At 42.4% G+C, this 25,401-nt stretch carries 20 protein-coding genes and 1 other annotated feature; of the genes, 5 read left to right on the plus strand and 15 right to left on the minus strand.

All coding sequences use genetic code 11. The annotated features are described in order from the left end of the window. Positions 1-117: 117 nt before the first annotated feature. A complete protein-coding gene (locus tag KHN78_RS05455) occupies positions 118-2,334 on the plus strand; it encodes an AAA family ATPase (protein WP_211915383.1) in 2,217 nt (738 codons plus the stop codon). Positions 2,335-2,715: 381 nt separating this feature from the next. Here KHN78_RS05455 and KHN78_RS05460 read toward each other — a convergent pair whose 3' ends face one another. From KHN78_RS05460 to KHN78_RS05480, 5 genes are all read right to left on the minus strand, one after another. Further along, positions 2,716-3,123: a hypothetical protein gene (locus tag KHN78_RS05460; protein WP_211915384.1), complete on the minus strand. Its 408-nt coding sequence runs from the start codon at positions 3,121-3,123 to the stop codon at positions 2,716-2,718. Beyond that, on the minus strand, positions 3,123-5,285 hold the full coding sequence (locus KHN78_RS05465; protein ID WP_211915385.1) for a site-specific integrase: 2,163 nt from the start codon (positions 5,283-5,285) through the stop codon (positions 3,123-3,125). The genes KHN78_RS05460 and KHN78_RS05465 overlap by 1 nt, the downstream gene beginning before the upstream one ends. A gap of 2 nt (positions 5,286-5,287) precedes the next feature. After that, positions 5,288-7,033 (minus strand): hypothetical protein, encoded by a 1,746-nt coding sequence (locus tag KHN78_RS05470; protein ID WP_211915386.1) that lies wholly within the window; start codon positions 7,031-7,033, stop codon positions 5,288-5,290. Beyond that, the gene (xerC, locus tag KHN78_RS05475) at positions 7,030-8,256 is read right to left on the minus strand and encodes a tyrosine recombinase XerC (protein WP_211915387.1); all 1,227 of its coding nucleotides are present in this window, start codon (positions 8,254-8,256) and stop codon (positions 7,030-7,032) included. Before xerC ends, KHN78_RS05470 begins: the two co-directional genes overlap by 4 nt. Before the next feature lie 186 nt (positions 8,257-8,442). Further along, on the minus strand, positions 8,443-9,879 hold the full coding sequence (locus KHN78_RS05480) for an alanine/glycine:cation symporter family protein (protein WP_128811635.1): 1,437 nt from the start codon (positions 9,877-9,879) through the stop codon (positions 8,443-8,445). 718 nt (positions 9,880-10,597) lie between these two features. On the opposite strand from KHN78_RS05480, the gene KHN78_RS05485 reads away from it, so the two are divergent. Then, the gene (locus tag KHN78_RS05485; RefSeq protein ID WP_211915388.1) at positions 10,598-10,783 is read left to right on the plus strand and encodes a DUF3545 family protein; all 186 of its coding nucleotides are present in this window, start codon (positions 10,598-10,600) and stop codon (positions 10,781-10,783) included. A 226-nt stretch (positions 10,784-11,009) separates the two neighbouring features. Here KHN78_RS05485 and KHN78_RS05490 read toward each other — a convergent pair whose 3' ends face one another. The 3 genes from KHN78_RS05490 to nfo all read right to left on the minus strand — a co-directional run bounded on the left by KHN78_RS05490 (position 11,010) and on the right by nfo (position 13,609). After that, positions 11,010-11,561 (minus strand): hemerythrin domain-containing protein, encoded by a 552-nt coding sequence (locus KHN78_RS05490; protein WP_211915389.1) that lies wholly within the window; start codon positions 11,559-11,561, stop codon positions 11,010-11,012. A gap of 129 nt (positions 11,562-11,690) precedes the next feature. Next, positions 11,691-12,383 (minus strand): uracil-DNA glycosylase, encoded by a 693-nt coding sequence (gene ung, locus KHN78_RS05495; RefSeq protein WP_128811638.1) that lies wholly within the window; start codon positions 12,381-12,383, stop codon positions 11,691-11,693. Positions 12,384-12,721: 338 nt separating this feature from the next. After that, on the minus strand, positions 12,722-13,609 hold the full coding sequence (gene nfo / locus KHN78_RS05500; RefSeq protein ID WP_128811640.1) for a deoxyribonuclease IV: 888 nt from the start codon (positions 13,607-13,609) through the stop codon (positions 12,722-12,724). A 326-nt stretch (positions 13,610-13,935) separates the two neighbouring features. Between nfo and grcA the strand changes: the two genes are divergently transcribed. Then, the gene (grcA, locus tag KHN78_RS05505; RefSeq protein ID WP_128811641.1) at positions 13,936-14,313 is read left to right on the plus strand and encodes an autonomous glycyl radical cofactor GrcA; all 378 of its coding nucleotides are present in this window, start codon (positions 13,936-13,938) and stop codon (positions 14,311-14,313) included. A 126-nt stretch (positions 14,314-14,439) separates the two neighbouring features. Here grcA and thrC read toward each other — a convergent pair whose 3' ends face one another. The 3 genes from thrC to thrA are packed head-to-tail and all read right to left on the minus strand — an operon-like array spanning position 14,440 to position 19,153. Then, complete coding sequence (thrC, locus tag KHN78_RS05510) at positions 14,440-15,720, minus strand: threonine synthase (RefSeq protein WP_211915390.1); 1,281 nt, start codon at positions 15,718-15,720, stop codon at positions 14,440-14,442. Continuing rightward, positions 15,717-16,673, minus strand: coding sequence for a homoserine kinase (gene thrB, locus KHN78_RS05515; RefSeq protein WP_005447861.1), 957 nt, complete (start codon positions 16,671-16,673; stop codon positions 15,717-15,719). Before thrB ends, thrC begins: the two co-directional genes overlap by 4 nt. Before the next feature lie 20 nt (positions 16,674-16,693). Further along, entirely contained in the window at positions 16,694-19,153 is a 2,460-nt protein-coding gene (gene thrA, locus KHN78_RS05520; protein ID WP_211915391.1) for a bifunctional aspartate kinase/homoserine dehydrogenase I, read from the minus strand. Positions 19,154-19,206: 53 nt separating this feature from the next. Then, positions 19,207-19,326 (minus strand) — a sequence feature (Thr leader region). Positions 19,327-19,754: 428 nt separating this feature from the next. Between thrA and KHN78_RS05525 the strand changes: the two genes are divergently transcribed. After that, a complete protein-coding gene (locus KHN78_RS05525) occupies positions 19,755-20,225 on the plus strand; it encodes a ribonuclease regulator (protein ID WP_211915392.1) in 471 nt (156 codons plus the stop codon). Here KHN78_RS05525 and KHN78_RS05530 read toward each other — a convergent pair. Beyond that, positions 20,222-20,704, minus strand: coding sequence for a putative 4-hydroxy-4-methyl-2-oxoglutarate aldolase (locus tag KHN78_RS05530; protein WP_128811645.1), 483 nt, complete (start codon positions 20,702-20,704; stop codon positions 20,222-20,224). The genes KHN78_RS05525 and KHN78_RS05530 overlap by 4 nt on opposite strands. A 53-nt stretch (positions 20,705-20,757) precedes the next feature. Next, positions 20,758-21,165, minus strand: coding sequence for a DUF3293 domain-containing protein (locus KHN78_RS05535; protein WP_211915393.1), 408 nt, complete (start codon positions 21,163-21,165; stop codon positions 20,758-20,760). A 361-nt stretch (positions 21,166-21,526) separates the two neighbouring features. Here KHN78_RS05535 and arcA point away from each other — a divergent pair, with 361 nt between their 5' ends. Further along, positions 21,527-22,243, plus strand: coding sequence for a two-component system response regulator ArcA (gene arcA, locus KHN78_RS05540; protein ID WP_211915394.1), 717 nt, complete (start codon positions 21,527-21,529; stop codon positions 22,241-22,243). Positions 22,244-22,312: 69 nt separating this feature from the next. On the opposite strand, the gene KHN78_RS05545 is transcribed toward arcA, so the two are convergent. Both KHN78_RS05545 and arcB read right to left on the minus strand, forming a co-directional pair. After that, positions 22,313-22,762, minus strand: a complete 450-nt coding sequence (locus KHN78_RS05545) for a hypothetical protein (RefSeq protein WP_211915395.1) — start codon at positions 22,760-22,762, stop codon at positions 22,313-22,315. Between the two features lies 1 nt (position 22,763). Then, complete coding sequence (arcB, locus tag KHN78_RS05550; protein WP_211915396.1) at positions 22,764-25,124, minus strand: aerobic respiration two-component sensor histidine kinase ArcB; 2,361 nt, start codon at positions 25,122-25,124, stop codon at positions 22,764-22,766. Between the last annotated feature and the right edge of the window lie 277 nt (positions 25,125-25,401).

Below are 25,401 nucleotides of genomic sequence, written 5' to 3' on the forward strand. Positions count from 1 at the left end.
GCGGTCATTCTTTCGTAAGTACCCAAAGAACTGATCTGCGTCACTGCTTTTCTAGGTGAGAAGCATAACAATGCAATTGATTGCAATCATGCATTAAATTGTAAAAAGAGTTAAAAAATGATTAACACCATAACATTAAAAGGTGTAGCTAGTTATTCACCAACTTCGCAAGTGGTTATTCAAACTGACAGCAAGAAAATAAATCTGTTCTATGGCTTAAATGGTTCTGGTAAGTCTACAATTGGTAAATTTTTACATTCTCCTGAACAACCAGAATTCCAAAACTGTTCCATTCATCCTAATGAGTTAGGTGAAGATATCTTGGTTTACAATCAAGATTTCATACGTTGCAATTTCTATGAAATCCCTGACTTTCAGGGGGTTTTTACTCTAAGCGAAGAAAACAAAGACGCAGAGCAAGCAATTGAAGAGGCAACAGAGAAAGCAGCTCATCTACACCAAAACATAGAGGCTTCCAATACAAAGATAAGTCGCAAAAACAGTGACATAAGTAATGAGGAGACCTCATTAAAAGAATCAGTTTGGAAAGCAAAAGTTACATATGAAAATAGCGCACTAGATTTTTGTCTGGAAGGCTTACGGAGAAACAAAGCTGGCTTTCTAAACAAAGTCAGATCAAGTAGTGGAAGGGTCACATCTACAATTGAATCTCTGCAAAAAGAGGCTCGTGAGTTAACGGGACAAGACGGAAGTCTACTTCCAAACGTACCTAAAATTAGCCTTGATGTCAGTAGCTTTGAAAACGCTCCGATTTTAACTCAAATTATCGTAGGTTCTAAGGATTCATATCTATCCGACTTAGTCGAAAAACTGGGCAATTCTGACTGGGTAAAATCAGGTCTGGAATACATGAAATCCGATAATCCATGTCCTTTCTGCCAGCAAGAGTTAAGCTCATCGATTACTGAAGCGATCAATCAACTTTTTGACGAGACATATTCCCAAAAAGTCAGTCAGATAGAAGAGTTATCTAACAGCTACAGAGCTTATATTGATGATATTAAAAGCAAATTATCTGCTTCAGCATACAATTTTGAAGGTGATATAAGTACATATGGCTTCGAAGATAAAAGAGAGCTACTGCTTGAAAAATTATCAGCCAACTTGTCTCAGATTGATCTTAAAATCAGCAACCCGAGTACAGTTGTTACGCTTACAGATACGAGCGATTTGGTAGCCGATGTTAATACTGCGATAGCCGAAATACAAAGAGATATCGATAGATTCAACGATAGGATCAGAAATAAAAAAAGCCATTTAAATAGAATAGCTTCGGAGTTTTGGGTGATCCTGAATGAACAGTTTAGCGCTCTCATCGCGGCTTCAGATGAAAAGGTTAACGAACTTCAAGCTGGAGTAAAAAAACTATCCGATGAAATCGAGCTGCTTCGTAGCCAAAAGATTGCTCAAAGAAATATCATCACTGAAAACCAGAAAAAAATAACTAACATCGATTCATCAATAAACAATATCAATCAACAATTGATTGAACTAGGTATACATAGTTTTAAAATTGTTAAAGCAGCAAACGATCAGCAACGTTACAAAATTGCCCGTCCTACAGGTGAAAGTATTGGCGTATATAACACTCTTAGTGAAGGAGAAAAAACACTCATTAGCTTTCTGTATTTCCTAGAGTGTGCTTCAGGTTCAACAAACGAATCCTCTCCTGTGTTACTAAACAACCGAATCGTTGTAATTGATGACCCTATTTCTAGTTTGTCACACAATTATGTCTATGACATTGCAGCCCTGATACATCACAAGGTCTTTAGCGAAAACTTCAAACAAATTTTCCTATTGACGCATAATCTGTTCTTTTTCCACGAATTATTAATGCTAAAGAATGCATCTAACAAATGCCCTGCTGGATATAAACTGTATAGAGTAGCTAAATCCCAGTTTAGCTCCGTTTATGATTTAAAGAGGGATGAGCTTCAAAATGATTACCAAATGTATTGGCAAATCGTCAAAGATAGTTCTTCTAACCCTAGCTACGCACACATGCTACCCAACGCAATGAGAAATATATTGGAGCACTATTTCAACTTTGTTCATAAGAAAGATTCTCTAAAGCAAACATTGGAGCAATTAGGGCAAACAGAGTCAGATTTTAAGCCTTTATTTAGGTACATAAATAGAGAGTCTCACTCTGATTCGATTAACTTAGTAGATTTTGAAAAGATCAATACTGAAAGATACATTGAAAAGTTCAAACAGATCTTTGAAGAAACGGGGTTCAAGGAACACTACAACAGCATGATGGGGATTGAAAGCACGCCGAAAATTGAAGTAGAAGCTGAGCCTGCTTAATTGAAGATGGTTGGGGCTACCGATAACACTTATCGTCTAGGCAGTGAGCGAAGATGTTGACAAACATCTTCCCATTTTCCTAGGCGATAGCGTTGATATTTTCTAACGTTTACAACCTTCGGTTTCATGTTAGCTACCTCGCATATCTGCGACAGTGATAGTCACTGACAACTCTTGCAAGCCATTTACAAGCTGTAATTGTTGCAATTGTTATTGATAGTAGGCGGTAGCCCCAGCGCATTTATAGCAAATTCAGACGTTTATGACTACAAAAAAATGAATGCACGATATCGATTATTCTGCTGAAAAGTCATAAATTATCTCAAGGCAGAAACGCGACAGCCAAAGATCCGCCACGATATACGCCAAGACCGTGCGAATTTATGCTTTCAAGTTATGTACGTTTGTTGAGTCTTTGCGTGTTTTGGTTTTGTAGCGGTGCAACTCCCAAGTCATCTGAGCGACTTTATCTGCCATTACCTTCAGTTCACCTTTGAACTGCTCGTTCTCAGCTCGAAGTTTTTCGTTTTTATCCAAAAGCTCTTGGTACTTATCCTTTGAAACTTTTACCTTAGCTTTATTAGCTTTAGCCTTTACAACCCCGACATTCGTTGGGTTGGTGGCGTACTTCTCTTTTTCCGCTAGCACCATCTCCAGAAGAACAATGTGATTCTTCAACGAACCATTAGACACTCCCGCTCGCCTTTCAACAGCATAAGGACTGATTTTCTTGCCCTCTTTCAAAAGAGCCTTAAACGCATTCTCTAGCTTTGTTGCCACCGTCGCCATTACAGAGCCTCTACTCGATATTTTTCAAATTGAATGTTATGGTCAGCCATCACTTTTTCCGCAGTCCTTATATCACTTAGTTGCGTAGCGAGTGAGCTGCGGTTGAACATTCCCATTTCTTTCATTTTTTTTATTTTTTCAATACATCTCTCTCGCCTTATCACCCAGTTTTCAGCTTCAACCTTGTTTACATTCAGGTTCTCACAGTCCCTGCCTACGCATTTAGAAGGCTCAAACAAATGCCCCATGCTACATAGCTCACCAGAAAAACAAGTGCCAAACCCTGTCGATTTGTTTGCGCCTTTCGTGTCTTCAACCAACTGATTAAACCTTGCGTCACCAACCACCATAGGCGATCCACTCATGAACTTCATGAAGCCACCTGATTGTTCTTCTGGATGCTCAATCATGTCCTTAAGGTACTCAGCGTGAGACTCTATTTCTTGCTCTTGGATTTTCTCTTTAATTTTGGCTGGATTTTGAATGCCGAGTAGCGTTAATACCTCAGAATGACTCGCGTAAATGGCTGTCATTGCAAGGTGTATATGCTTAAATTGATGCTTCAACGAGGCTAATGACACTAACCCATGACCAACCACAAAATGAGCAAATGTTCGTCTTAACGAGTGAGTTTTAAAGCGCCAGTACAACTCTCCATGCTCATTTTTCTGTATTGGATCAAACTTCTTGTGGACGATAGTGTTTAGCAGGTTAAAAACCTCATCCATTTCTTCTGGAACGTAGCGAATATCGATATGAAGACTGTAACTATGGAAAAGCTTACTTAAATTCTGAGTATTGAGTTGAGCATCTTTTAACTGACGATTAATAGTATCGCCAGTCCATCCCCTACTTTCACCTTTGAATGAAAAGCGCGGCGAGAGGTGAATATCACCCGAAACAGAGCGATATTTATCATTGAGCACAGTGAGTATTAATAACGCCTTCTCACAAATTGGCGCACACGCCCATGTGTCCTCACGACTTAGCTTTTCTAATTTATCCGTCCAAGAACGCATTGTGCAGAGCTTAACGCCATCAATATCAACCTCTTTGTATGAGTTACCATCAATCTGGGTTAATTCACTTACCCTCATTCCCGTGAATGCCGAGCAAGCGCCAAAACACGCTCCTTCAATCATTCTAAAAGCATCAATGGCTTGTTTTTCAGTCACCCCTTTTGATTGGGCATACGCTTTCACGTCCAACAAAATATTATCTTTCTTATAGGCATCAATAACGCCTTTATGGGCTTTACTGCGATAGATAGACTCAACTTCGTCCTTGGCTTTATCTCGATAGTCATCAAGCACCTCTTGAGGGGAAATGCCGCTGCTTTTTGCTTTTTCCTTAACCTCAATATCGACAATGAGTTCCTGATACAGAGTTTCGATTTCTTGTTCGATATCATTATCAGACACTAATGAACAATATTCTGCCTCCACATCCGCTTCGAGGCCACGCCCGCCTAGGAAATCTCGGTAGACATACTCCACATCCTGAATTAAACGGGAAAGATATTGTTCGTAAATAACGGGGATTACCGTAGGATAATGCCCTTTACCGTGAGCGGCATACTTCTTGGCAATCTTTCTTGCGCTCTCGCCTTCTTGGTAGGGAATGTGAAACCTAGCGCTCTCTGGAAAATGGGAATTAACCTGCGTGAGTACATTGAGAGCACCCAGTCTCTTGGCAATAACCTCTTCACTCCCCCCACGTAGTGACTCTTTGATTTGCGAAAATACAATGTCATTTGAAATATAAGAAAAAGCGTTGATAGAGGTATTAGCAAAAACTCTCAGTAGCAAATCGCTATTTACCTGTATGGCCTTAATCTGCTCCACCTTCCTGAAGGTTTTACCCTCCATACTGAGCAACGTCTCTTTGCCGCCCCATATCAACCAATACATTCGCTGCTTCAACTCTAAAAGCAGTTTAGGGTTATGTTTGTTTGCTTGGAACGTTAAGTTGTATAGCGATTTGATCTCGTTTTTGGTGTTGAACAAATCATTAAAATCCCAGCAATCATCCTCAAAGTAAGAGGCAGGACTGCCATCCCGCTTTACGCTGACTACGCTTTTCGCCGTTGGCATGGGGTAAGCTTCATCGTTAGGCAAAGCGTATTGTTCAAACAGTGCATAGTCGTGGCTAATGCTATACATACTTACCCCTTAAAAATGTCTTGAATAGAGTCTTCATCCCAAAGAGGGTGGCAGCCCTGGCGCTCTAGGTATTTCTCTGCGGCCTTGAGGTTTCTTTTCTTAAAACGCTTCTTTATGTCTCGAATCGCAGACTTCACCTCACTAAAATTCTTTATGAAGTGGTCAAGACTTTTATGGGCGGCTACCGCCTCATTGAGACGAAGCTCAAACGAGAGCAAACGCCAAATATCATGAACCTCATCAACAACTGCAAAATTTCGGCATATGAAGCATTTAATGACATAACCACAAGCGGTATTTTTCACATCGTCATCATCTAGCAATCCCGTTTCTAGATTGCTTTTTTGAAACTCTCGTTTTTGCGGAACATCTTCACCTTTACATACTCCACCGTTAGCAATATCGTCCACAAGCACGCTAGAAGATGCTCTAAGTGCATCAGCTTCTTCACTAGACAAAACTTCACAATACTGCGCTTTCGTTGTTGCTATCGCTGCTGTAACCCCTCCAGTTGGGTTACTGCCCAACGCAAAGAGTGTGGCAGCTCCAAAAGCCAATTCACGATGTGCTACGGCTTTTGAGTTCTTACTGTAGTCTGAATTATTCCATGTGCTTTCAGATGCATTACGGTTGCTCTCCATCGCGCCTTGTCGCCCCAGCTTTTCTTCAGCGTACTGCTTAATAGAAGATTTCAAGCGCTCGCAGGTTAAAGAGAAATCAGGGTTTTCTCCTTTCATTGTTTGCAGTAAAACCGAGCGCTGCATTAATCCCGTTTTGTAGGTGTTGAGATTATCAACAGTTGGCTTCTTGCCATTGCGTCGCCTAAAGAGATAATGCTTATCTAAACCCAGATCAACAGCGCTCAGCCTCGACAATTCGAAGTGCTCTTCAAAAAAAGTTTTAGATACCGCTCTTGGAGTGAAGGAGCGAGGTTCTTCTTTGTAGCCACGGGTTTTCAAGCCTTTTACCGATATTCGCTTGCCACCTGCCTTATCAACACTCCAACCATCCTCCACTACAAAGGTGTTCAGCGCCTCTGTTTGTCCCACTGCGGTGTAATACACATAGAGGAACACCGCATTGGAGATAAGGCGATTAAATACGATTGTTCGCTTACCTTCACTGATGGTCTTATCTAAATACTCTTTGTATAGCAGCTTTCTATCCGACAATAGCGCACGAGCGATGCGCTTTAACTCTTTCTTAGTGTAGTTATTGGAATCTAACGATGCACTCACAGTATCTAGGTTTCGAGCTGCTTTAGGTATCTGTCCAAAACCAAACTTCTTTAGGATTGAATTGTAGCTTGAAGACATCCATCCCAACGTGTTGGCTTTTATCGGCTTACCATGCAATCCGACACCTGTTGTGCGCTGAGATAGCCATGCAGCATGAATATAGTTTACACACGATTCTGGTGAGAACTCGACCTTAGACTTGCGCTTTTGGGGTTGACTGTTGAAGCTATGCTTTAAAATGTTACCAATATACTTAAAGTTTTGGGCTTTACTCGCCTCTGACCAACCTGATTGTTCAAATTTAGAAATCAGCAGTGAAACATGCTGCTTAGTGCTGTATTTAAGCCACTCTTTGAAGTCACATGTGAGGTTGGCACCATTACCATTCACCCAAAGATATGTCCACTGATGAATCTTGGACAGTGGGTTTTCTGATTGCATTTCATCGGTCGGAATAGAGCGATAGGTACGAACGTTATCAGGCTTATCTGAGTCGAAGCTCTCCGTCATATGATGCGTTCCTCTTCCAATAACGCCATCATTAACTCAGGCACTTGGTTCTTGGTTGGATTGCCTTCCCAATGCGTTAAATAACGCATGGTCACAGATAAGTCCTTGTGTCCAAGTTCATCTTTTAGCAGTTTCAGCGCCTGTGTCGTACTCAAGTCTGGTATATTGAGCAACAGGTCGAGCTTATTAGCCGCATAAGTCGCTCTCGTATCATGGAAATCGTGGTCGAAGTGAGGGTTGCTGTTTTCCTTAATCGCATTTCTTAACCGCCCCCATAGCGTATCAATGGAATTTGACCGTTGCCCCTCTTCTTTAAATCGATTCCCTTCCTTTGTAATAAATACAGGCGCATCTTCATCACCTGTATTGAAAAAGTAGAGCCGTTTACGCTCTTTGTACCGCTCACTTTCGCAGTATTGAGTGACTTGCTCCATTAACCAAACAGGCATCGAAATCATGCGGTCTTTGCTGTATTTGGTATAGCACCCATAAGAAGAGCCAATCTTAATATCGGTGTAAGTTTTACCCTTAAAGCCCTTGGGTACTTTGAAGTGCCGAGGCTTTATATCCGCAACCTCAATCGCTCTTAGACCAGAATTAATTACAGTCGCCACCAATAATCGAAACTCGCCTGAAATTCCTGCTCGATGCCAGTTATCTCGAATGTGCCTTATGTCCAAGTCATTCATTGGCGTAAGTTCGGTTTCTTGCTTCGGACTCTTGAGTGTAATATCTGTGAGCATTTGACCGTACTTGTTATGACCATGCACCACAAACGGAAGTTTCTCCACATAGCCATGACGGTAGCAAAATACATAAAACCTTCGGATCACAGATAAGGTCGATGCCCCGACACTTCGGCGCATGTTTCCTTTAGCAATCTGTTTGTCTAAATAATTTCTGAAGAGATAAATGGGGTAACGCTCAAGCTCTTCATTCTCATCATTCCAATTGAGATTGTTCTTTCCTAAATAACGAAAAAAGCGAAGCAGAGCATACGACGTTGGCTCCGTATCTTTAACCCCTTCTACAATGCGACGGCTCATAATAAACGCATTGGCATAGAACTCTGGCTCACCGCTAGAGGAAAACAACAGATTAACGCCATCAAAACGCATCGGTTTACTCACAGTGAAGTCTAATGAGTCATGTGAATCACCTAACTCAATGTCACCAATTTCTATTGATCGACTTGTTGCTACAAGGTGGTAAAAGTGTTCCATACAATACCCAATCCAATTATCTAAATTAAAGTTAGACTATCAATCTAAATCAATCAAATAAAAACATAGATACTGTTATCTATGTCAAACAACTATTTAGATATGTTGGCTGTAAAAAAAGCCATGCATTGTCTGCATGGCTTTTTGAATCGTGTTGATAGTTTTCAACGATGGGTTGGCATCAACTTAATCTTCTTTTTTCGTGTTATGCCAAATGCCGTCTTCTAGTTGTGATTTTAACTCTGGAAAATCATTCACATCAAATGTTGGCACTTTACCCTCGCGCAGTTGGCGATTGTAATCTTTAGCAAGCTTAATCACGATACCTGACAACAATAGAATTGCCACCAAGTTCACTATCGCCATTAGACCCATTGATACATCAGCCAATGACCAAACCACTGGTAGAGATGCCAATGCACCAAACATCACCATACCAAGAACAACCACGCGGAAAAGACCCAAACCGGCTTTATGGTTATGCTCCAAGAAGATAAGGTTTGTTTCGGCGTACGAGTAGTTCGCGATAATCGAAGTAAACGCAAAGAAGAAAATCGCGACAGCAACGAAAATACTGCCCCACTCACCAACTTGAGAGCTTAATGCTCGCTGAGTCAGTTCAATACCCGTCACTTCTGTTGCTTGGCCTACGTACTCACCAGACATTAGGATGATAGCTACAGTAGCAGAACAAATAACGATGGTATCCATAAAGACACCAAGCATTTGAACATAACCTTGAGACGCAGGATGTGGCGGGTAAGGTGTCGCTGATGCTGCTGCGTTTGGCGCAGAACCCATACCAGCTTCGTTCGAGAATAGACCACGCTTAATGCCATTAATCATCGCCTGTGCGATTGCGTATCCTAAACCACCAGCTGCTGCTTCTTGTAAGCCAAAAGCACTCTTAAAGATAAGCATCAGAACGGCAGGTAACTTATCTAGGTTTGCGAACATAACGAACAGTGCAAGCGCAAGGTACGCTAATGCCATTACAGGCACAACTAGCTCTGCAACTTTCGCGATACGCTTGATACCACCAAAAATCACCACCGCTGATAGTGCAACAACCGCAATACCTACGTATAAATCATCCCAACCAAATGCGTTGCTCATCGCATTTGCAATAGAGTTTGCTTGAACGGCGTTGAATACCAAACCAAAAGCGATGATAAGGAAAACAGAGAAAAGCACGCCCATCCAACGCATGCCCAAACCTTTTTCCATGTAGTAAGCAGGACCACCACGGTAGTTGCCATCATCATCTTTGGTTTTGTATAGCTGCGCTAGCGTACTTTCCGCAAACGACGTCGCCATACCAAGCATCGCAATTAACCACATCCAGAAAATTGCACCTGGGCCACCAGCAGTCAAAGCAACAGCGACACCAGCCATGTTACCTGTACCTACACGAGCAGCAAGACTAGTACAAAGCGCTTGGAAAGAAGAAATACCAGCTTTGTCTGCTTTACGGCTGTTCTTAAGAACAGAGAACATATGGCCGAAGTGGCGGAATTGGATGAATCCCAATCGAACGGTGAAGTAGATTCCTACACCAACAAGAAGATAAACCAGAATCGAACCCCAAAGGAGATCGTTCATCAAATTGATTAAGTCTGTCATGTGTACCTCAAAGTGAGTTGCGCTAGCTTTTGCTTCCAAGCTCTTCACTAGATTGCCCGCTAAGTGTCAAAGTGTGCTTAGCTTTTTGAGTAATGTTTATTGCGCAATCTAGAATCGTAAACGTCGCTTCATGCATCCATGTTACGTACCAGCGTATTTTTTGACGGGCGGATAATGCAGGCTCGGCCAGTAAAAATCAATATGCAACAACTTACATTTAGGTGCAATTTTTCACTAGAAACTCACTAAAAATTAACAACAAAACAAGTGGTCAATCAACAAAAAACCAACATAACAACGATGATTTAAAAATATAAACGGGCGAAAGACGAAAGTATATTTGCAACTTAACTGGTCAAAAAAGTCTGGTATCTTAAGGCTTTCAACTATTTCTTGTTCTAAAGAGCATTTGCGTTTTTCCCCGCTTCTAACAAAGTAACACGGCTCCTACATGATCCTGTTATTCATGGGTACTACTACACTTTGCGTTAACATAAATAATTCGTCGATTTAAACGATTTCGTATATTTATATGTTTGTTTTTTATGCACTCTCTAGTCATAAAAATGTGATTCTAGAAGTACTTTTACACGAAACTGTCATGTTAGAGACACAAATGCGAAACCTATCGCAGTTATGCTCATCCCTATTGTGGTACTAAAAAAGCTCCACACGAACTGACTACAAAGTTTGGATAAATAAAAGGGAAAGGTGGCTTATGGAAGGCTTTCAACTCGATGATGTATTTGACCTAGATACTACCTCAGCAACTCGCTCTCGCAATAAACGAATGAAGCGCAAATGGCGTGAAATTGAAGAAATGAATGACCGACGTAACTTACTCAGAGAGCTGCGAGAGTTAGACGTTTGTAATGACATTACCTTAGAAGATATCAAACTATAATGAACACAAAAGGCACCTTAGGGTGCCTTTTGTTCTTTTTCGATACATCAAACTATTGCTCTGTTTGTATCGACAAAACGTCAAATTACCATTTTCTTAACTAGTGAGAATTAAACCCACTTTTGACTCTTTATTCTTCAAAATAAAATTCTTGTAAATTCTCATTAAATGAGAATTTAACCCATAAGAACACAAAAAAGGCAAACGATTACCTCGCACATTGCTACTACACAAACTCAACATTACTTTGGCGTACACGTTCTGCAAGCTGTTTATAGCGATCAGCAATCGTGTCACCAAACACTGGGTCATCCTCGCTTTCTTGCCACTGACTTTCAACATTCAGCCAGTCCTCGCTAGTAAACAATTCCTCAATCAACGGCAGAATTTGTCTTTCCTCCAAATCAAGATGTCGTTTTTGAGTCGTAATAAAATCTTCTAGTTGCTGAGTAAACATTTCTTGAGGAACAACCGCATCTTGTAAAATCATCTCTACGACCAATGCAAACTGCTTCGTTTTCTCCGCCAGCTCTTTATGTTCTAACTCAAGATTTTCAATGGTTTTTTGCTGCCCATAATGCTCTAGAAAATAGTGGTACAAGATATCTTCTTTAGGGTGATGGACTTTCTCCGAATGATTAGACAAATAATCTACAATCTCACTCACCAAAGAGTAGTTGATGGCATGTTCTTGTTTTATTTCATTCAGTTTATGACGAAGTATCGCCAAAAGACGAACCATATAACCGTGTTCACGTCTAATTCGTTCGATCATCATAGAGCTTCTCCATTACACCTACTTTTAATAAGTGTATATGAGAAAACATCACCTCGTCTCGACCGCGCTCAAAAAAACAGCGATCGTAATGTCACGTTCGCTGTACTCTTTCAAACAAGCGGTTGAAGATCAATCAAAAAACGATATCGCTACCGGTAAGTGCCAGTTAATCGGCTCTAGACCTTGTTGCTCAAGAATTTGATTGGTTTGCGAAAAATGTTGGCAGCCAAAGAAGCCTCTATGTGCAGAAAGTGGCGATGGATGTGGAGCTTCAAGCACATGATGTTTTGAACGATCAATAAAACGTCCTTTCTTCTGTGCGTGTGCTCCCCAAAGTAAGAATACGACACCATGCTGATGTTGATTGATCGCTTCAATGACTCGATCGGTAAACGTCTCCCAACCGGTTTTTGAGTGTGAATGTGCCTTGCCTTGTTCTACGGTCAATACCGTATTGAGCAGCAACACTCCTTGCTCTGCCCAACTTTGCAAAAAGCCGTGCTGCGGAATTTGGAACCCATCAATATCCTGCGCAAGTTCTTTATACATATTCACTAAAGATGGGGGCGTTTTAATGCCAGGCAACACAGAGAAACACAATCCATGAGCTTGATGTGGCCCGTGATATGGATCTTGCCCTAATATTACAACTTTCACATCACCAAATTCAGTAAAGCGAAAAGCATTAAACACGTCTTCCTCTGGAGGAAAAATTGCTTTGCCTGACGCGCGCTCTGCTTCAACAAATTTTAGCGTATCAATAAGGTAGCTCTGTTGCTTTTCTTCACCGATCACATCGTGCCAAGTGGGTAACTGATTCATGGAAAGTTCCTGTCCTATCATTTCTCTCTATTCTAACGAGCGAAACTCAAACAGACAAAGCTTGCCTCTGATGAACAATGCCGAAAAATGGTATAGATAGGATAGACTAATGACGCTGAGGCGTTCGAAAATGTCCCGGTCCAGTAATATGTCGGTTAGGCATGGGTAAACGAACGACACGTCGAGATTGTGTCGCAGAAACAAAAGATACAGGTCGAGACATAACGACATCCTCCTAGTTAGCACGACCAGAATGGTCATGCTACGTATTCAATTAAAACTCTACTCTTTACTTGAAAGAAAGATATTGAAAGAAAGATGCCAACTTTTTCAATCTATTACTCACCCACTATTTCATCTAGATGGTATTGACGCAGTGCGCTAATTTCTTGCTGCCAGATATCTGGGTCAATGGTTTCTAAAATCAATGGGATACCATCAAATCGCGGATCTTTCGCTATATATTCAAAACAACTCCAGCCGATTTCACCTTTACCGAGTGAATGATGGCGATCCACCTTACTTGCAAACTCTACTTTTGAATCATTAAGATGCATTGCTCTTAAATAGTGCATACCAACGATACGATCAAACTCAGCAAATGTACGTTCACAATCTTCTTTCGTGCGTAAATCATAACCCGCAGTAAAAGTATGGCATGTATCTAAACAAACACCGACACGTTCTTTGTCTTCGACTTGATCAATGATTTCTGCAAGGTGTTCAAACTTCCAACCTAAATTTGTACCTTGCCCTGCCGTATTTTCTATTACCGCGATGACATTCGGTACAGCTCTATGGGCAAGATTGATCGACTCCGCAATAGTCGCCAAACACTCTTGCTCTGATATTTTCTTTAAATGGCTGCCTGGATGGAAGTTCAGTAATGTCAAACCAAGTTGGTTACAGCGCTCCATCTCATCAATAAACGCGGCTCGTGATTTGTTGAGCTTTTCTTCTTCGGGCGCACCCAAGTTTATCAGGTAAGAGTCGTGCGGAAGAATATGTTCGGCGCTAAACCCTAGCATCTTGCAATTGGCTTTAAATGCGCGAATGGTTTTCTCTTCCAGTGGTTTTGCTACCCATTGGCGCTGATTCTTCGTAAACAGAGCAAACGCATTTGCACCAATTTCTCTTGCACGCAAAGGGGCTTGATCTACACCACCAGCGGCAGACACATGAGCACCAATAAATTTATTTCCAAGTCTATTTTTAATGTTCGTCATTTAATCACTTTTGACTTTCAGTATGGTTACCAAAATACAGAGGGTTGCATTCTCTTGGTTAAAGTTTAAACTAAAAATGTAGTAAATTTACAACAAATTTAACTTTTAAATATTTTTTATATTATCAAATAAATTGTAAATAGTATGTTTTCAAACGTTTTATTGATTTAACTCAAGAAAATTACCTCCAAAAAATTAAGGTTTTTAGTTGTTTTTTGACCTAAATCAATATTAATATAATGGATATTGGCTATATAATACCTAGCTCAACAAAAATTCGAAAATTAACACCAATAATCACCACAGAAGTGGTCTAGGAGACAGTAATGATCCAAGGTATCCAAATTACTAAAGCAGCTAACGACGAACTACTAAACTCAATCTGGCTACTAGATAGCGAGAAAAACGAAGCACGTTGTGTTGCAGCAGCATCAACTTACGAAGCTGACCAAGTTATCGCAATCAGCGATCTAGGTGAATACGAAAGCCGCGAAGTAGCAATCGAAACAGCTCCACGCATCGAAGGTGGTCAACACCTAAACGTTAACGTTCTTAAGCGTGAAACTCTAGAAGATGCAGTTGCTCACCCAGAGAACTACCCACAGCTAACTATCCGTGTTTCTGGCTACGCAGTACGTTTCAACTCGCTAACTGCAGAACAACAACGTGACGTAATCGCTCGTACATTTACTGAGTCTCTATAATTGAGATATCTTTCAGTAAGATTTTAAAAACGGCGCTCTGAGAGCGCCGTTTTTCTTTGCACATCAATAATAAAAAGGTGAAGACACCGCTCCACCTTTCTATTCTATGTATTTCTCTCTTGTCACTTACTGCACACGGCGCAGTACTTGCTTTAACGCGTCAAAGTCTGCGTCGAGATCTTCTGATAAGAGTTCCATCGCAGCGTGCTTCGCTAATGGTGCAGGAAGGTCAATGTCAGATTGAAGAATGTCATCTACGACTTCTTTGAACTTTGCAGGGTGTGCAGTACATAGGAACAGACCCGTTTCACCCTCTTGCAGCTGCTCTTCAAGAACGCGGTAAGCAATCGCACCGTGTGGCTCACATAGGTAGCCAAGTGCGTATAGGTCTTTCACCGACTGAGCGCTTTGCTCATCAGACACTGCACCTTTACCTAGCGTCTCCAAGCCCCACTCTTTCACGCGGCATAGCTCTTCGATACGAGGCCAGTTGTTTGGTTGACTCACGTCCATCGCGTTCGATGTCGTTGCGACCGTTGGTTTTGGCTCCCACTTACCCGTTTGTAGGTAACGCGGTACAGTGTCATTGGCATTCGTTGCAGCGATAAAACGTTTGATAGGCAGACCCAGTGCTTTTGCCAGTAGACCAGCAGTTAAGTTACCAAAGTTACCACTTGGTACTGATACCACTAGGTTTTCACGCTCTTGCTTGCTCATTTGCGCGGCTGCTTCAAAGTAGTAACAGATTTGTGCCATCAAACGGCTGATGTTGATTGAGTTTGCAGAGTTCAGGCCGATCTCTTCACGCAGTGCGGAATCATCAAAAGCTTGCTTAACCAGAGCCTGACACGCATCAAAGTCACCATCGATCGCGACAGTGTGAATGTTCTTACCAAGCGTACAGAATAGCTTCTCTTGCAGTGGGCTGATTTTGCCTTTCGGGTAAAGAATCACAACGTTGATGTCTTCCATACCGTAGAAAGCGTGCGCAACGGCTGCGCCAGTATCGCCAGAAGTTGCAGTCAGAATAGTGATCTTGCCACCGTCCGAAACCGCAGCAAGAGATTGCGCCATAAAGCGACCACCAAAATCTTTAAACGCAAGCGTTGGACCATGGAACAGCTCCAATGCGTAAACACCGTCTTTTACTTGGTTAATTGGTGCTGGGAATTGGAATGCAGCATCAACCAATGCGTTAACCTGCTCTTCCGCCAACTCATCGCCAATCAGTGCTGATAGGATTTTCGTGCTACGAGAGACAAAGTCTTCTGCCAGCAGCGCATCGACGTCTTCAAACTTTGGTAATTCCGATGGGAAAAATAGACCTTGGTTACGGCCTAATCCTTGGCGAACGGCTTGGCCAAAGGAGACTTGTTCATCATTTTCTTTTATATTGTAAAGCTTCATAGCTCACTTCCTGTTACTTTCGAACCCTGTTTATCCAGACGACAAACATGGACGAATCCTTCTTCGTTTTGTACGTAGTTCTGTTCTAACCAGCGAGCAACTCGCTCAGCGACATCTTTCTCTTTGCAAATACTGAACAGTGTCGGACCACTGCCAGAAATACCGGTAGCCAATGCCCCCGCAGACGCTGCGTATTGACGTGCATTCGCAAAGCCTGGAAGCAGTTTCTCACGATACGGTTCTGCGATCACGTCTTTGATCATTTTTGCAGCAAGTTCTGGCTGACCAGAATGACACGCATGAATAAAGCCTGCAAGGTGACGACCATGAGCAATGATATCTTGTCGACGGTATTGAGATGGTAGGATCTCACGCGCTTCTGCTGTTGATACTTTGATACCCGGATACGCCATCACCCAGAACCAATCGTCAAAGCAAGGCACTTCTTGACTAATGATACCTAGCTCTTCAAGCATCAACTGCACACCGCCAAGGTAACACGGCGCAACGTTATCGTAGTGAATACCACCAGAGATCTTGCCTTCCATTTCTCCCATCAGCGCTAGCAACTCTGTCTCGTTAAGCGGCTGACCATGGAATCGGTTTAATGCATCTAATGCAGCAACGATAGAACAAGCACTTGAACCTAAACCAGAGCCGATTGGCATGTTCTTTTCTAGCGTCATTTCAAGTGGCTTTAGCTCAACGCCTTTTTTATCTAGCTCACGAGCAAACACTACCCAACAATCGTAAACGATGTTCTCTTTCGGCTCGGTTGGTAGCTTCTCAACAAAATCACCCGCGGTCTTTAGACTGAACGGCTCAGCCCCAGACTTAACCAATACTCGGTCACCCAATAGTGTGCCATCGACTGGAGACACCGCCGCCCCCAGAACGTCAAAACCAACGCTTACATTGCCAATTGATGCCGGGGCATAAACCACTACATCCATATCACTTGAACTCATTGTTGTTATACCCCTAGCTTCCAACCCAAAGTGCGCATCACATCAGAGAATACGCCAGCAGCCGTGACCTCAGTACCTGCACCGTAACCACGCAGTACTAGTGGAATTGGTTGGTAGTAGCGGCTGTAGAAAGCCAGTGCGTTTTCACCATCTTTGATCTTAAACATCGGATCGTTTTCATCGACCGCTGCAATGCTTACTGTGCATTTACCATCGACAATTTCACCCACGTAACGCAGTACTTTGCCTTCTTCTGCCGCTTTAGCTGACAGCTCTTTAAAGTACGCGTCCGCTTCTGGTAAGCGTTCCATAAACTCATCAACGCTGCCTGAGTCGTCAAAGCCTGGTGGCAGAGCCTGATCAACCACAACGTCTTCTAACTCTAGAGACATGCCTGCTTCACGAGCAAGGATCAGAAGCTTACGCGCAACGTCCATACCCGATAGATCGTCACGAGGATCCGGTTCCGTAAAACCGTTTTGCTTAGCGATGTTAGTGGCTTCACTTAGGCTCATGCCTTCATCTAGCTTGCCGAAGATGTATGACAGAGAGCCAGAAAGGATGCCGCTGAAGCGCTCTAGTTCATCGCCCGCTGAAATTAGGTTTTGTAGGTTTTCGATTACCGGTAGACCTGCGCCTACGGTTGTTTCGTACATCAGCTTACGACGAGAGCTGCGCGCGACATCGCGAAGCTGATGGTAGTAAGACATGCTGGCGGTGTTTGCTTTCTTGTTTGGCGTGACTACGTGGAAACCTGCTGCTAGGAAGTCTGCGTATTGATTCGCAATATCTTCACTTGACGTACAGTCCACCAATACTGGGTTGATGATGTGGTTACGTTGAACCAAAGAAATCAAACGCGCTAGGCTGAACTCTTCTGTCGCTGCCGACATACGGTCACGCCAATGCTCTAGTGGTAGACCTTCGCTATCCAGCAGAAGACCTTTGCTGTTTGCCAAGCCACATACGCGAATTACGATACCTTTTTCCGCAAGCTTCGCTTGTTGACGCTCGATCTGATCCACCAGCTCACCACCAACGCCGCCAATACCAACCACGAATACGTCTAGGAAGTGCTTAGAGTTGAATAGGTTCTCGTGACACGCTTTGATTGCTTCAGAGATCTTATCTTCTGGAATCACGGCTGAGATAGCACGCTCAGATGAGCCCTGTGCAATTGCTACAATGTTTACGTTCACTTCTGCAAGAGATGAGAAGAAGCGAGATGCCACGCCACGAGAAGTTCGCATGCCATCACCAACTAGCGTCACGATAGAAACATTATCGATGAACTCAACTGGCTCCAATAATCCATCTTTAAGTTCTAATTCAAACGCATCTGCTAATACTTGCTGTGCTTTTGCTTTGTCGTCTGCTTCAATACAGAAGCTGATGCTGTACTCAGAAGAAGATTGAGTAATCAGAACAATAGACACACCTGCAGATGACATTGCGCCGAATACACGACTAGCCATGCCTACCATGCCTTTCATACCCGGGCCAGACACGTTAACCATAGTTAGGTCGTTCAGCGTCGTGATGCCTTTGATGGCTAGGTTATCTTCGCCTGTGTCTTGACCAATTAACGTGCCCGCACCTTGAGGGTTAAAGCTGTTTTTGATCAGACAAGGAATATGGAATTGTGCGATTGGTGCGATGGTTTTTGGATGCAGAACGGATGCGCCAAAGTAAGAAAGCTCCATCGCTTCTTGGTAGCTAAGAGATTTAAGTAAGCGAGCATCTTCAACCAAACGCGGGTCACAGTTGTAAACACCATCAACGTCAGTCCATATTTCACAACAATCTGCACGTAGACACGCCGCAAGAACCGCCGCAGAATAGTCAGAACCATTACGACCAAGTGTAACAAGTTCACCTTTTGCATTGCCGGCAGTGAAACCTGGCATGATATTCACATGACCTTGAGGAAGAGGGTTTTGGCGGAAATTCTGAGTAGATACCTCAACGTCGACCATCGCTTCAAGATGATCGCCTTTTGCATATAGGTATTCAACGGGATCGATTAGATGCGCTGGTTGGCCTTTCGCTTCAAGTACCGCTTTCATTAACTGAATCGAAACGCGTTCACCCTTACTGATGATACGTGCATTGACGTTATTTGGACACATGCCAAGAAGGTTAATACCGTGAACAAATTGACGCAATTGAGAAAGTGAGGTTTTCACTTGATTATCAAACGCAGAGCCGTCGATATTCGGCAGCACCGTGTGTATGTCCGCAAAAAGTGCCTTGAACGATGCTTCTAGCTCGTTGATTTGCAGCTCAGCTTCGCCATTACGTAACGCTCCCTCAATCACTGCGACCAATTTGTTCGTCGTTTTACCTGGCGCTGAAAGCACCACCGCGACTTCTTCTTGCTGTGCATTATTGGCGATGATATCCGCCGCTCTTAAAAAGCGATCTGCATCTGCTAATGATGAGCCACCAAACTTCAATACTCGCATCCCTTCCTCCGATGTATTTTTTTAAATCTGTCTAAATTCTGTTTAAAAATGTATAAAAAAAGGCCTGTATCTTGTTGGATACAGGCCTTTTTTGTGAATTTCTTTCGCTCAGCAGCCTGCCCCAACATATGTCGTGTCGGTAATAATAATGGTTGTGGTCATTACTAGCTGGCTGAGAGATGTCATAAATAAATATTCAACGATAATTATGTGTTTGCTTAACTCTACGTTTACCGAGTTTCCTAAACAGAGTCAACTAAAAATTGTTTATTTTACCGTCACGCCACAATACCCACCTCACCAACATAGAGAAAATAACCACCATTAACAATAACTTAAACGAAAAATCTTAATATTTCCTTTTTTATCACGTTCACTAAGCGTTCAAAAATGTCCATTTTCAAATCACACGCGTTGAAGATATTCAAAAGGGATTGCAGCTATTAAACTGATAGAATTTAACAGTACATTAACTGTGATCAAGATTCATAGGATCAAATTAAATCATAATTTAATGAGCCGGCTTTCATATTCTATGCTTTAATAGTGAGAAGCTTTTAGCACATACTAATAACAAAGTTAGACACAAGGAGTGGTTAACATGAAAAGATGGATTTTTCTGTTACTATTAGTTGTGCCTGCTATTTCTGTTGCGACCGAATTACCGTCATTACCAGGTAAAACGACACCATCCCCTCATAAACTCTTCATTTCTAGTGAAAACTACCAAACTGACAGTTTCGATGTGTGGAATATTGATGGTGGCTACTCGTATGAACTGTTTGATTCCGTTGATCTGTATGTTGGTGCTCGAGTTAACAACTCTCCAACCCAAAATCAAAGCGGCTTTTTAAGTGGGATCAGTTATCATTTTAATGATCGCGTAACTGTAAAAAGTACTGTGCGCTCTTATAAAGGAGAGGCTCTTGAAGGCCTCCGTGAAGAAGATCGTAACCTTGCAGCTGAAGTATCAAGCCGCGTAAAGATCACTGACAACTTAGATCTTCACGCCACTTTGGACTATCAAGATTGGCAACAAGGTTTTGAAGTTGGCTTAGGCTTTCGCTTTTAAAACGATAGCTCGTCTTTCGAAATCAACACCCCATTCCAATCCGCGTATACGTAATGCTTTGGTTGCACAATTTGATTGTGCATGGTCAATGTAACGTTGACTTCGCCCATACCGCGCTTCTCTGTTTTGAACGGACAAGTTCCTAATGCTTGAATACCAATGTCCATCTGTGACATCTGAGCCACATCTCGAACCGCACCATAGACAATGATCCCCTCCCAACCATTTTCGATAGCAAGAATGGCCAACTGATCACCTAATAGGGCTCGTTGGCAGGAACCATGCCCATCCACAATCAATACTTTGCCAGTGCCATCTTCACTCAATATTTCTCGCACCATAGAGTTGTCGTGATAACAACGCACGGTAACGATTTCTCCAAAAAATGCAGCGCGTTGACCGTAGTTTTGCAATGGTAAACTCAACTGCGTCACTTGCTCTTCATATTGGTCACAAATATCTGGTGTTATGTCTCTCATGGTTCCTCCGTGAATTGTCTCATCAAAGCGACACTTTGCTGAGTGGTATTCGTCTATACAAGCCGTGGCCTAATATCTCCTAATTCATGCATAACCTTAGGGTCAGCACAGACAATCAAATAGAGTTCGTTATTCATGACATAGTAAATCGCATTTTGCTGAAAATGATTAGCCAATTGAACGGCGATCTCAACAGACACCGCTGTTGCGTAACTTTCTTCAGACCACTCAAAAAACTTATCACCAACTAAAACCGGCACATAATCAACGTGATACAGTTGTTCTTCTAGCTTATGATTACTTATGCAATTCTCTTCTTTGGACCGCAAATTGCTATAAGGGTTCCAAGCAGTTATCACCGCATAGTTAACCTCATTCCATTTCCGGTAAAAATGAAAGAATGGGTCTGAATAAGCATGCCATAACGATGCGTCTATCTTCATGTTACTTTTTTCTATCATAACTCTTAAACGATTAATAACTGTTACAATTCATCAATTGATGTAAATCAACAAAGTGAATGGAATTAACATTTGAGCATTGTTAGCATGCTGTTAACAATATAAAATCCGCTCCATATCTTAGGGGGTTTATGTTTCAGCTTATGTCAAAGCATGAAAATGAAAGATAAGCCAACCCTATAGAATAAACGTCGCCATTGGATACTGGTGAGTTGGCAAAATTCCAAGGAAGGCGGATAACTTAAAGAAGTGTTTTTTTGAACAAGTTGTTTTATTATCAAAATCACATTACCTGTATGTTATATTTTTGCCTAGAATTTATTCTATTAGCACAATTTTGTCACAAATTTAGGTACCGCCAATGCAAACCCCGCAGATTCTTATCGTTGAAGATGAGCAAGTAACTCGTAACACTCTTAAGAGTATTTTTGAAGCAGAGGGATACGCTGTTTTTGAAGCCAGTGACGGCGAAGAAATGCACCGAGTATTGTCTGAAAATACAATCAACTTGGTGATCATGGACATTAATCTTCCAGGCAAAAACGGTCTGCTGTTAGCTCGTGAACTTCGTGAGCAAGCGAACATCGCTCTAATGTTCCTAACGGGTCGTGACAACGAAGTGGACAAGATCCTAGGTCTTGAAATTGGTGCTGATGATTACATCACCAAACCATTTAACCCACGTGAACTGACTATCCGTGCGCGTAACTTGCTAAGCCGCTCAATGAGCACTAATGCAGTACAAGAAGAAAAACGCTCTGTAGAGAAGTACGTATTCAACGGTTGGGTTCTAGACATCAACAGCCGCTCTCTTGTTAGCCCTGCTGGTGAAAGCTACAAACTGCCTCGCTCAGAGTTCCGTGCACTACTGCACTTCTGTGAGAACCCAGGTAAGATTCAAACTCGTGCAGATCTTCTTAAGAAGATGACTGGCCGTGAACTTAAACCTCACGACCGCACAGTAGACGTAACTATTCGTCGTATTCGTAAGCACTTCGAATCTGTATCAGGTACACCAGAAATCATCGCGACAATTCACGGTGAAGGTTACCGCTTCTGTGGCGATCTAGAAGACTAATCTGCCCAGTACAAACAACAAGGGCTTGCTCAATGAGCAAGCCCTTTTTCTATCTGCTGTTTGACGGTTCTAGTAAACCTTGTCGATCTTAATGCCTTTCTCGACTAACCAACCTTTGTTACCTGCATCATCGAGTAGCAGCGCTAGATCAACGCGCTTTTCCATATCAGCGTCAATCTGCCATACAAATGCAACTTCCCATTGATTTTCTGTGTGAGTGCGCAACTCGAGTAAGTCACCGTCGATCTCCCACTCGGAATCCCCTTGCTTAATGATCAAGGTATCAACAGTTAGGTTAGCTGGAAGTTCACTATTCGCTTGCAAGTACAATGCACCATGGACATTCTGCTCTTGTACTTCTCCGATAGTCGGCATCAAGTTTACCCAAAGGTTACTTTTTAGCTCTACATTCACTTTGTTTATCGTGGTTTGACTATCTTCATGCCACGCCACTTGAGGCGTGGTACTACAACCACCCAGCAACGCTATGGCTAATGCTACCGATGCAAATTTTTTCATGTTACTTCCTCTGTTCCAACCAACTTTTTAAGACTTGAATATCGTTTTGATACTCGTTTTTTATTTCCTCTACCCAATCAGAAATGTTTTCCCACCAAGCAGGCATATCGGGTGATTGCGCTTTCTGTGCAACGCTTTGAATGTGTTTAAGGCCGATCGATCCTGCCGCACCTTTTATTTTATGCGCTTCGGAAACAATACCCTCTTGATCTTTGGCCATCATATTGGAGTCCAAAACATCAATATAGTCAGGCATCATTTTTTCAAACATATTGATGCTATCGTAAACAGGTTTTACGCCGACGATGTCTACATAAGACTCTAACATATCCAGATCGAGCAAATGTGTATTAATCATAGGTGATGAGACAACAACACTCTCTTCAACCTCATCGAAGCTCGAAGTAACCATCGGTTTGCTCTCATCATTTTGTAAAAGAAACTTATCAATGACGGTTTGAATCGCTTGAACGGCCAATGGTTTACTGATCACATCATCCATACCATTATCCAAGTACTCACGACGCTCTTTCACCACATTGGCCGTAAGTGCAACCAGCGGCGGTAAAGTGTCGTAATGCTCTCGATAGTAGTTTGCAACATCAAAGCCCGTCATATCGGGCAGCTGAATATCCAGCAAAACTAAGTCATATTCTTCTGGAACAAAGTTCACCAGTGCCTCTTTACCTGTCATTGCGACAGTCACGGAATGACCTAAACTTTCAAGTAACGATTTAGCAACCGTGACATTCAGCTCAATATCTTCCACCATAAAGATATTCAGATGCATGCTTTCACGTTCAACATCAATGGTAGGGGCTTGTTGTTCAACAACAGGGATGTGGATAGACACCGTAAAGGTACTGCCAAACCCCTCTTCACTCGTGACGGTAATTTCACCATCCATCATATTGATCAACTGCTGAGACACCGCTAAGCCGATACCTGTACCTACCGCATGTAAATTGTCTTTGCCTGACTTCACTTGATAGTACATGGCAAAAATCTTATCGAGTTCTTCTTCAGGGATGCCGATACCGGTATCTTCAACTTCCATAATGATGGTCGCGTAATCTTCATCGACTTCTGCGCTGACGGTCATGACCACACCGCCCTCTTTGGTAAATTTCATCGCGTTACTAACAAGATTCCAAATGACTTGGCGCAAACGCGTCGCATCCACTTCGATAACTTGTGGTAGAGCGCTCAAGCGTTCTAAATCAAAGCGTAGCCCTTTTTGCTCCGCCATCAGTGCGGAAATACTTTCTATCTCCGCGACAAAATCTTCAAAGTTAAGTGGGGCTGGCAACAGCTCCAGTTTTCGACGATCAAACTTATCCATATCGATGATGTCATTGAAGATATTACCGAGTGTGATTGCGCTGACATTGATGGTTTGCATGTGTTTGCGTTGCTCTTCCGTAAGTTGACTATCGAGCAACATTCGACTCAAACCCACAATACCATTTAAAGGGGTACGCAGTTCATGACTAATGGTTGAGATAAAAGTGGTTTTGTCACGACTGGCTTTCTCTAATGACTCTTCATGGCGCTTGCGTTCCGTAATGTCGCGCCCAAAGCCGACCAAACCAAGGTGGCGCCCATCTTTGCTGTAAAAAGGCACTTTACGCAGCTCAAAGTAATGTTTACGACCATCAGGGTAATCAAGCCACTGCTCATAAGTGATCGCTTGATTATCATCGAACACTTTCTGGTCTGTATCGACGATATGCTCTGCGACTTCTTTGCTATAGACATCCCATGGGCTTAACCCGACGAGTTGATGTTCTTTCTTACCGGTTAACTCTTCCATTGCTCGGTTACAGCCAGAAAAAACGCCATCCGCATTTCGGTAATAAATCAGATCGGGCGACGCATCAATAAAAGAGCGAAGCAGCGCCGTACGCTCAGCTAATTCAACCTGTGTACGCTCACGTTGAAAGACCTCATTCTCAAGATCTTGCATCGCTTCTTCACGGCCTTCTTCTGCCTTAATTCGTTCTTCGATCTCTTGGTTCAGTTTTTCAATGTTTTGTTGCAACTGAAAGTTCAACTCTTGATCGCGTGAGCGCATGTCTTTCAGTTTCGACACCAATTTGGTCAAACGTTGACGGGATTCTTCCAGTTGATCAACCACAACGGAAAGAAAATACACCGCCCAAGGCGTGATCAATAGGCCAAAAAAGACCGAACGAACCAAGTCGATATCACCCACACTACCTTGCAGTGCTAGAGTAATACCCACCTGAACAACAACGGCCAAAGCCACCAGCGCTAATGCAAGCAAAATTGAGAAACGGACAATCCCCAGCTTAACAAGTAGATCAACATAATACTGGGCGAGATTTTTCATGGGCTTCATTCACTACTCCATGGAATAAGCATGACAAAGAGCCCTGAACCTTTGATTGAGATAGGCATCCATCTGTGTCTGAATTTGACACATTCTGTTTGATTCTCTGGATGATACGATGAAGAACTAACACGCTTCAGGGCCAGCGCAAGAGTTCACTCAAGTCCACGCAGTGTAACGTGTTTAATACTTGAGTTTAAACAGTCTGTGATCAACTTATAGCAAATGGTCACAAAGCAAGCGTCTAAATAGCGGAAAGTATGAATTCGCTTTGTATATAAAAAGA

The organism is Vibrio sp. B1REV9 (assembly GCF_905175395.2).
GTDB lineage: Bacteria > Pseudomonadota > Gammaproteobacteria > Enterobacterales > Vibrionaceae > Vibrio > Vibrio alfacsensis.

Bases quoted from the DNA above. Each gene is read 5' to 3' on its own strand.
- KHN78_RS05455 (WP_211915383.1), top strand. From the start codon at position 118: ATGATTAACACCATAACATTAAAAGGTGTAGCTAGTTATTCACCAACT.
- KHN78_RS05460 (WP_211915384.1), bottom strand. From the start codon at position 3,123: ATGGCGACGGTGGCAACAAAGCTAGAGAATGCGTTTAAGGCTCTTTTG.
- KHN78_RS05465 (WP_211915385.1), bottom strand. From the start codon at position 5,285: ATGTATAGCATTAGCCACGACTATGCACTGTTTGAACAATACGCTTTG.
- KHN78_RS05470 (WP_211915386.1), bottom strand. From the start codon at position 7,033: ATGACGGAGAGCTTCGACTCAGATAAGCCTGATAACGTTCGTACCTAT.
- xerC (WP_211915387.1), bottom strand. From the start codon at position 8,256: ATGGAACACTTTTACCACCTTGTAGCAACAAGTCGATCAATAGAAATT.
- KHN78_RS05480 (WP_128811635.1), bottom strand. From the start codon at position 9,879: ATGACAGACTTAATCAATTTGATGAACGATCTCCTTTGGGGTTCGATT.
- KHN78_RS05485 (WP_211915388.1), top strand. From the start codon at position 10,598: ATGGAAGGCTTTCAACTCGATGATGTATTTGACCTAGATACTACCTCA.
- KHN78_RS05490 (WP_211915389.1), bottom strand. From the start codon at position 11,561: ATGATGATCGAACGAATTAGACGTGAACACGGTTATATGGTTCGTCTT.
- ung (WP_128811638.1), bottom strand. From the start codon at position 12,383: ATGAATCAGTTACCCACTTGGCACGATGTGATCGGTGAAGAAAAGCAA.
- nfo (WP_128811640.1), bottom strand. From the start codon at position 13,609: ATGACGAACATTAAAAATAGACTTGGAAATAAATTTATTGGTGCTCAT.
- grcA (WP_128811641.1), top strand. From the start codon at position 13,936: ATGATCCAAGGTATCCAAATTACTAAAGCAGCTAACGACGAACTACTA.
- thrC (WP_211915390.1), bottom strand. From the start codon at position 15,720: ATGAAGCTTTACAATATAAAAGAAAATGATGAACAAGTCTCCTTTGGC.
- thrB (WP_005447861.1), bottom strand. From the start codon at position 16,673: ATGGATGTAGTGGTTTATGCCCCGGCATCAATTGGCAATGTAAGCGTT.
- thrA (WP_211915391.1), bottom strand. From the start codon at position 19,153: ATGCGAGTATTGAAGTTTGGTGGCTCATCATTAGCAGATGCAGATCGC.
- KHN78_RS05525 (WP_211915392.1), top strand. From the start codon at position 19,755: ATGAAAAGATGGATTTTTCTGTTACTATTAGTTGTGCCTGCTATTTCT.
- KHN78_RS05530 (WP_128811645.1), bottom strand. From the start codon at position 20,704: ATGAGAGACATAACACCAGATATTTGTGACCAATATGAAGAGCAAGTG.
- KHN78_RS05535 (WP_211915393.1), bottom strand. From the start codon at position 21,165: ATGATAGAAAAAAGTAACATGAAGATAGACGCATCGTTATGGCATGCT.
- arcA (WP_211915394.1), top strand. From the start codon at position 21,527: ATGCAAACCCCGCAGATTCTTATCGTTGAAGATGAGCAAGTAACTCGT.
- KHN78_RS05545 (WP_211915395.1), bottom strand. From the start codon at position 22,762: ATGAAAAAATTTGCATCGGTAGCATTAGCCATAGCGTTGCTGGGTGGT.
- arcB (WP_211915396.1), bottom strand. From the start codon at position 25,124: ATGAAGCCCATGAAAAATCTCGCCCAGTATTATGTTGATCTACTTGTT.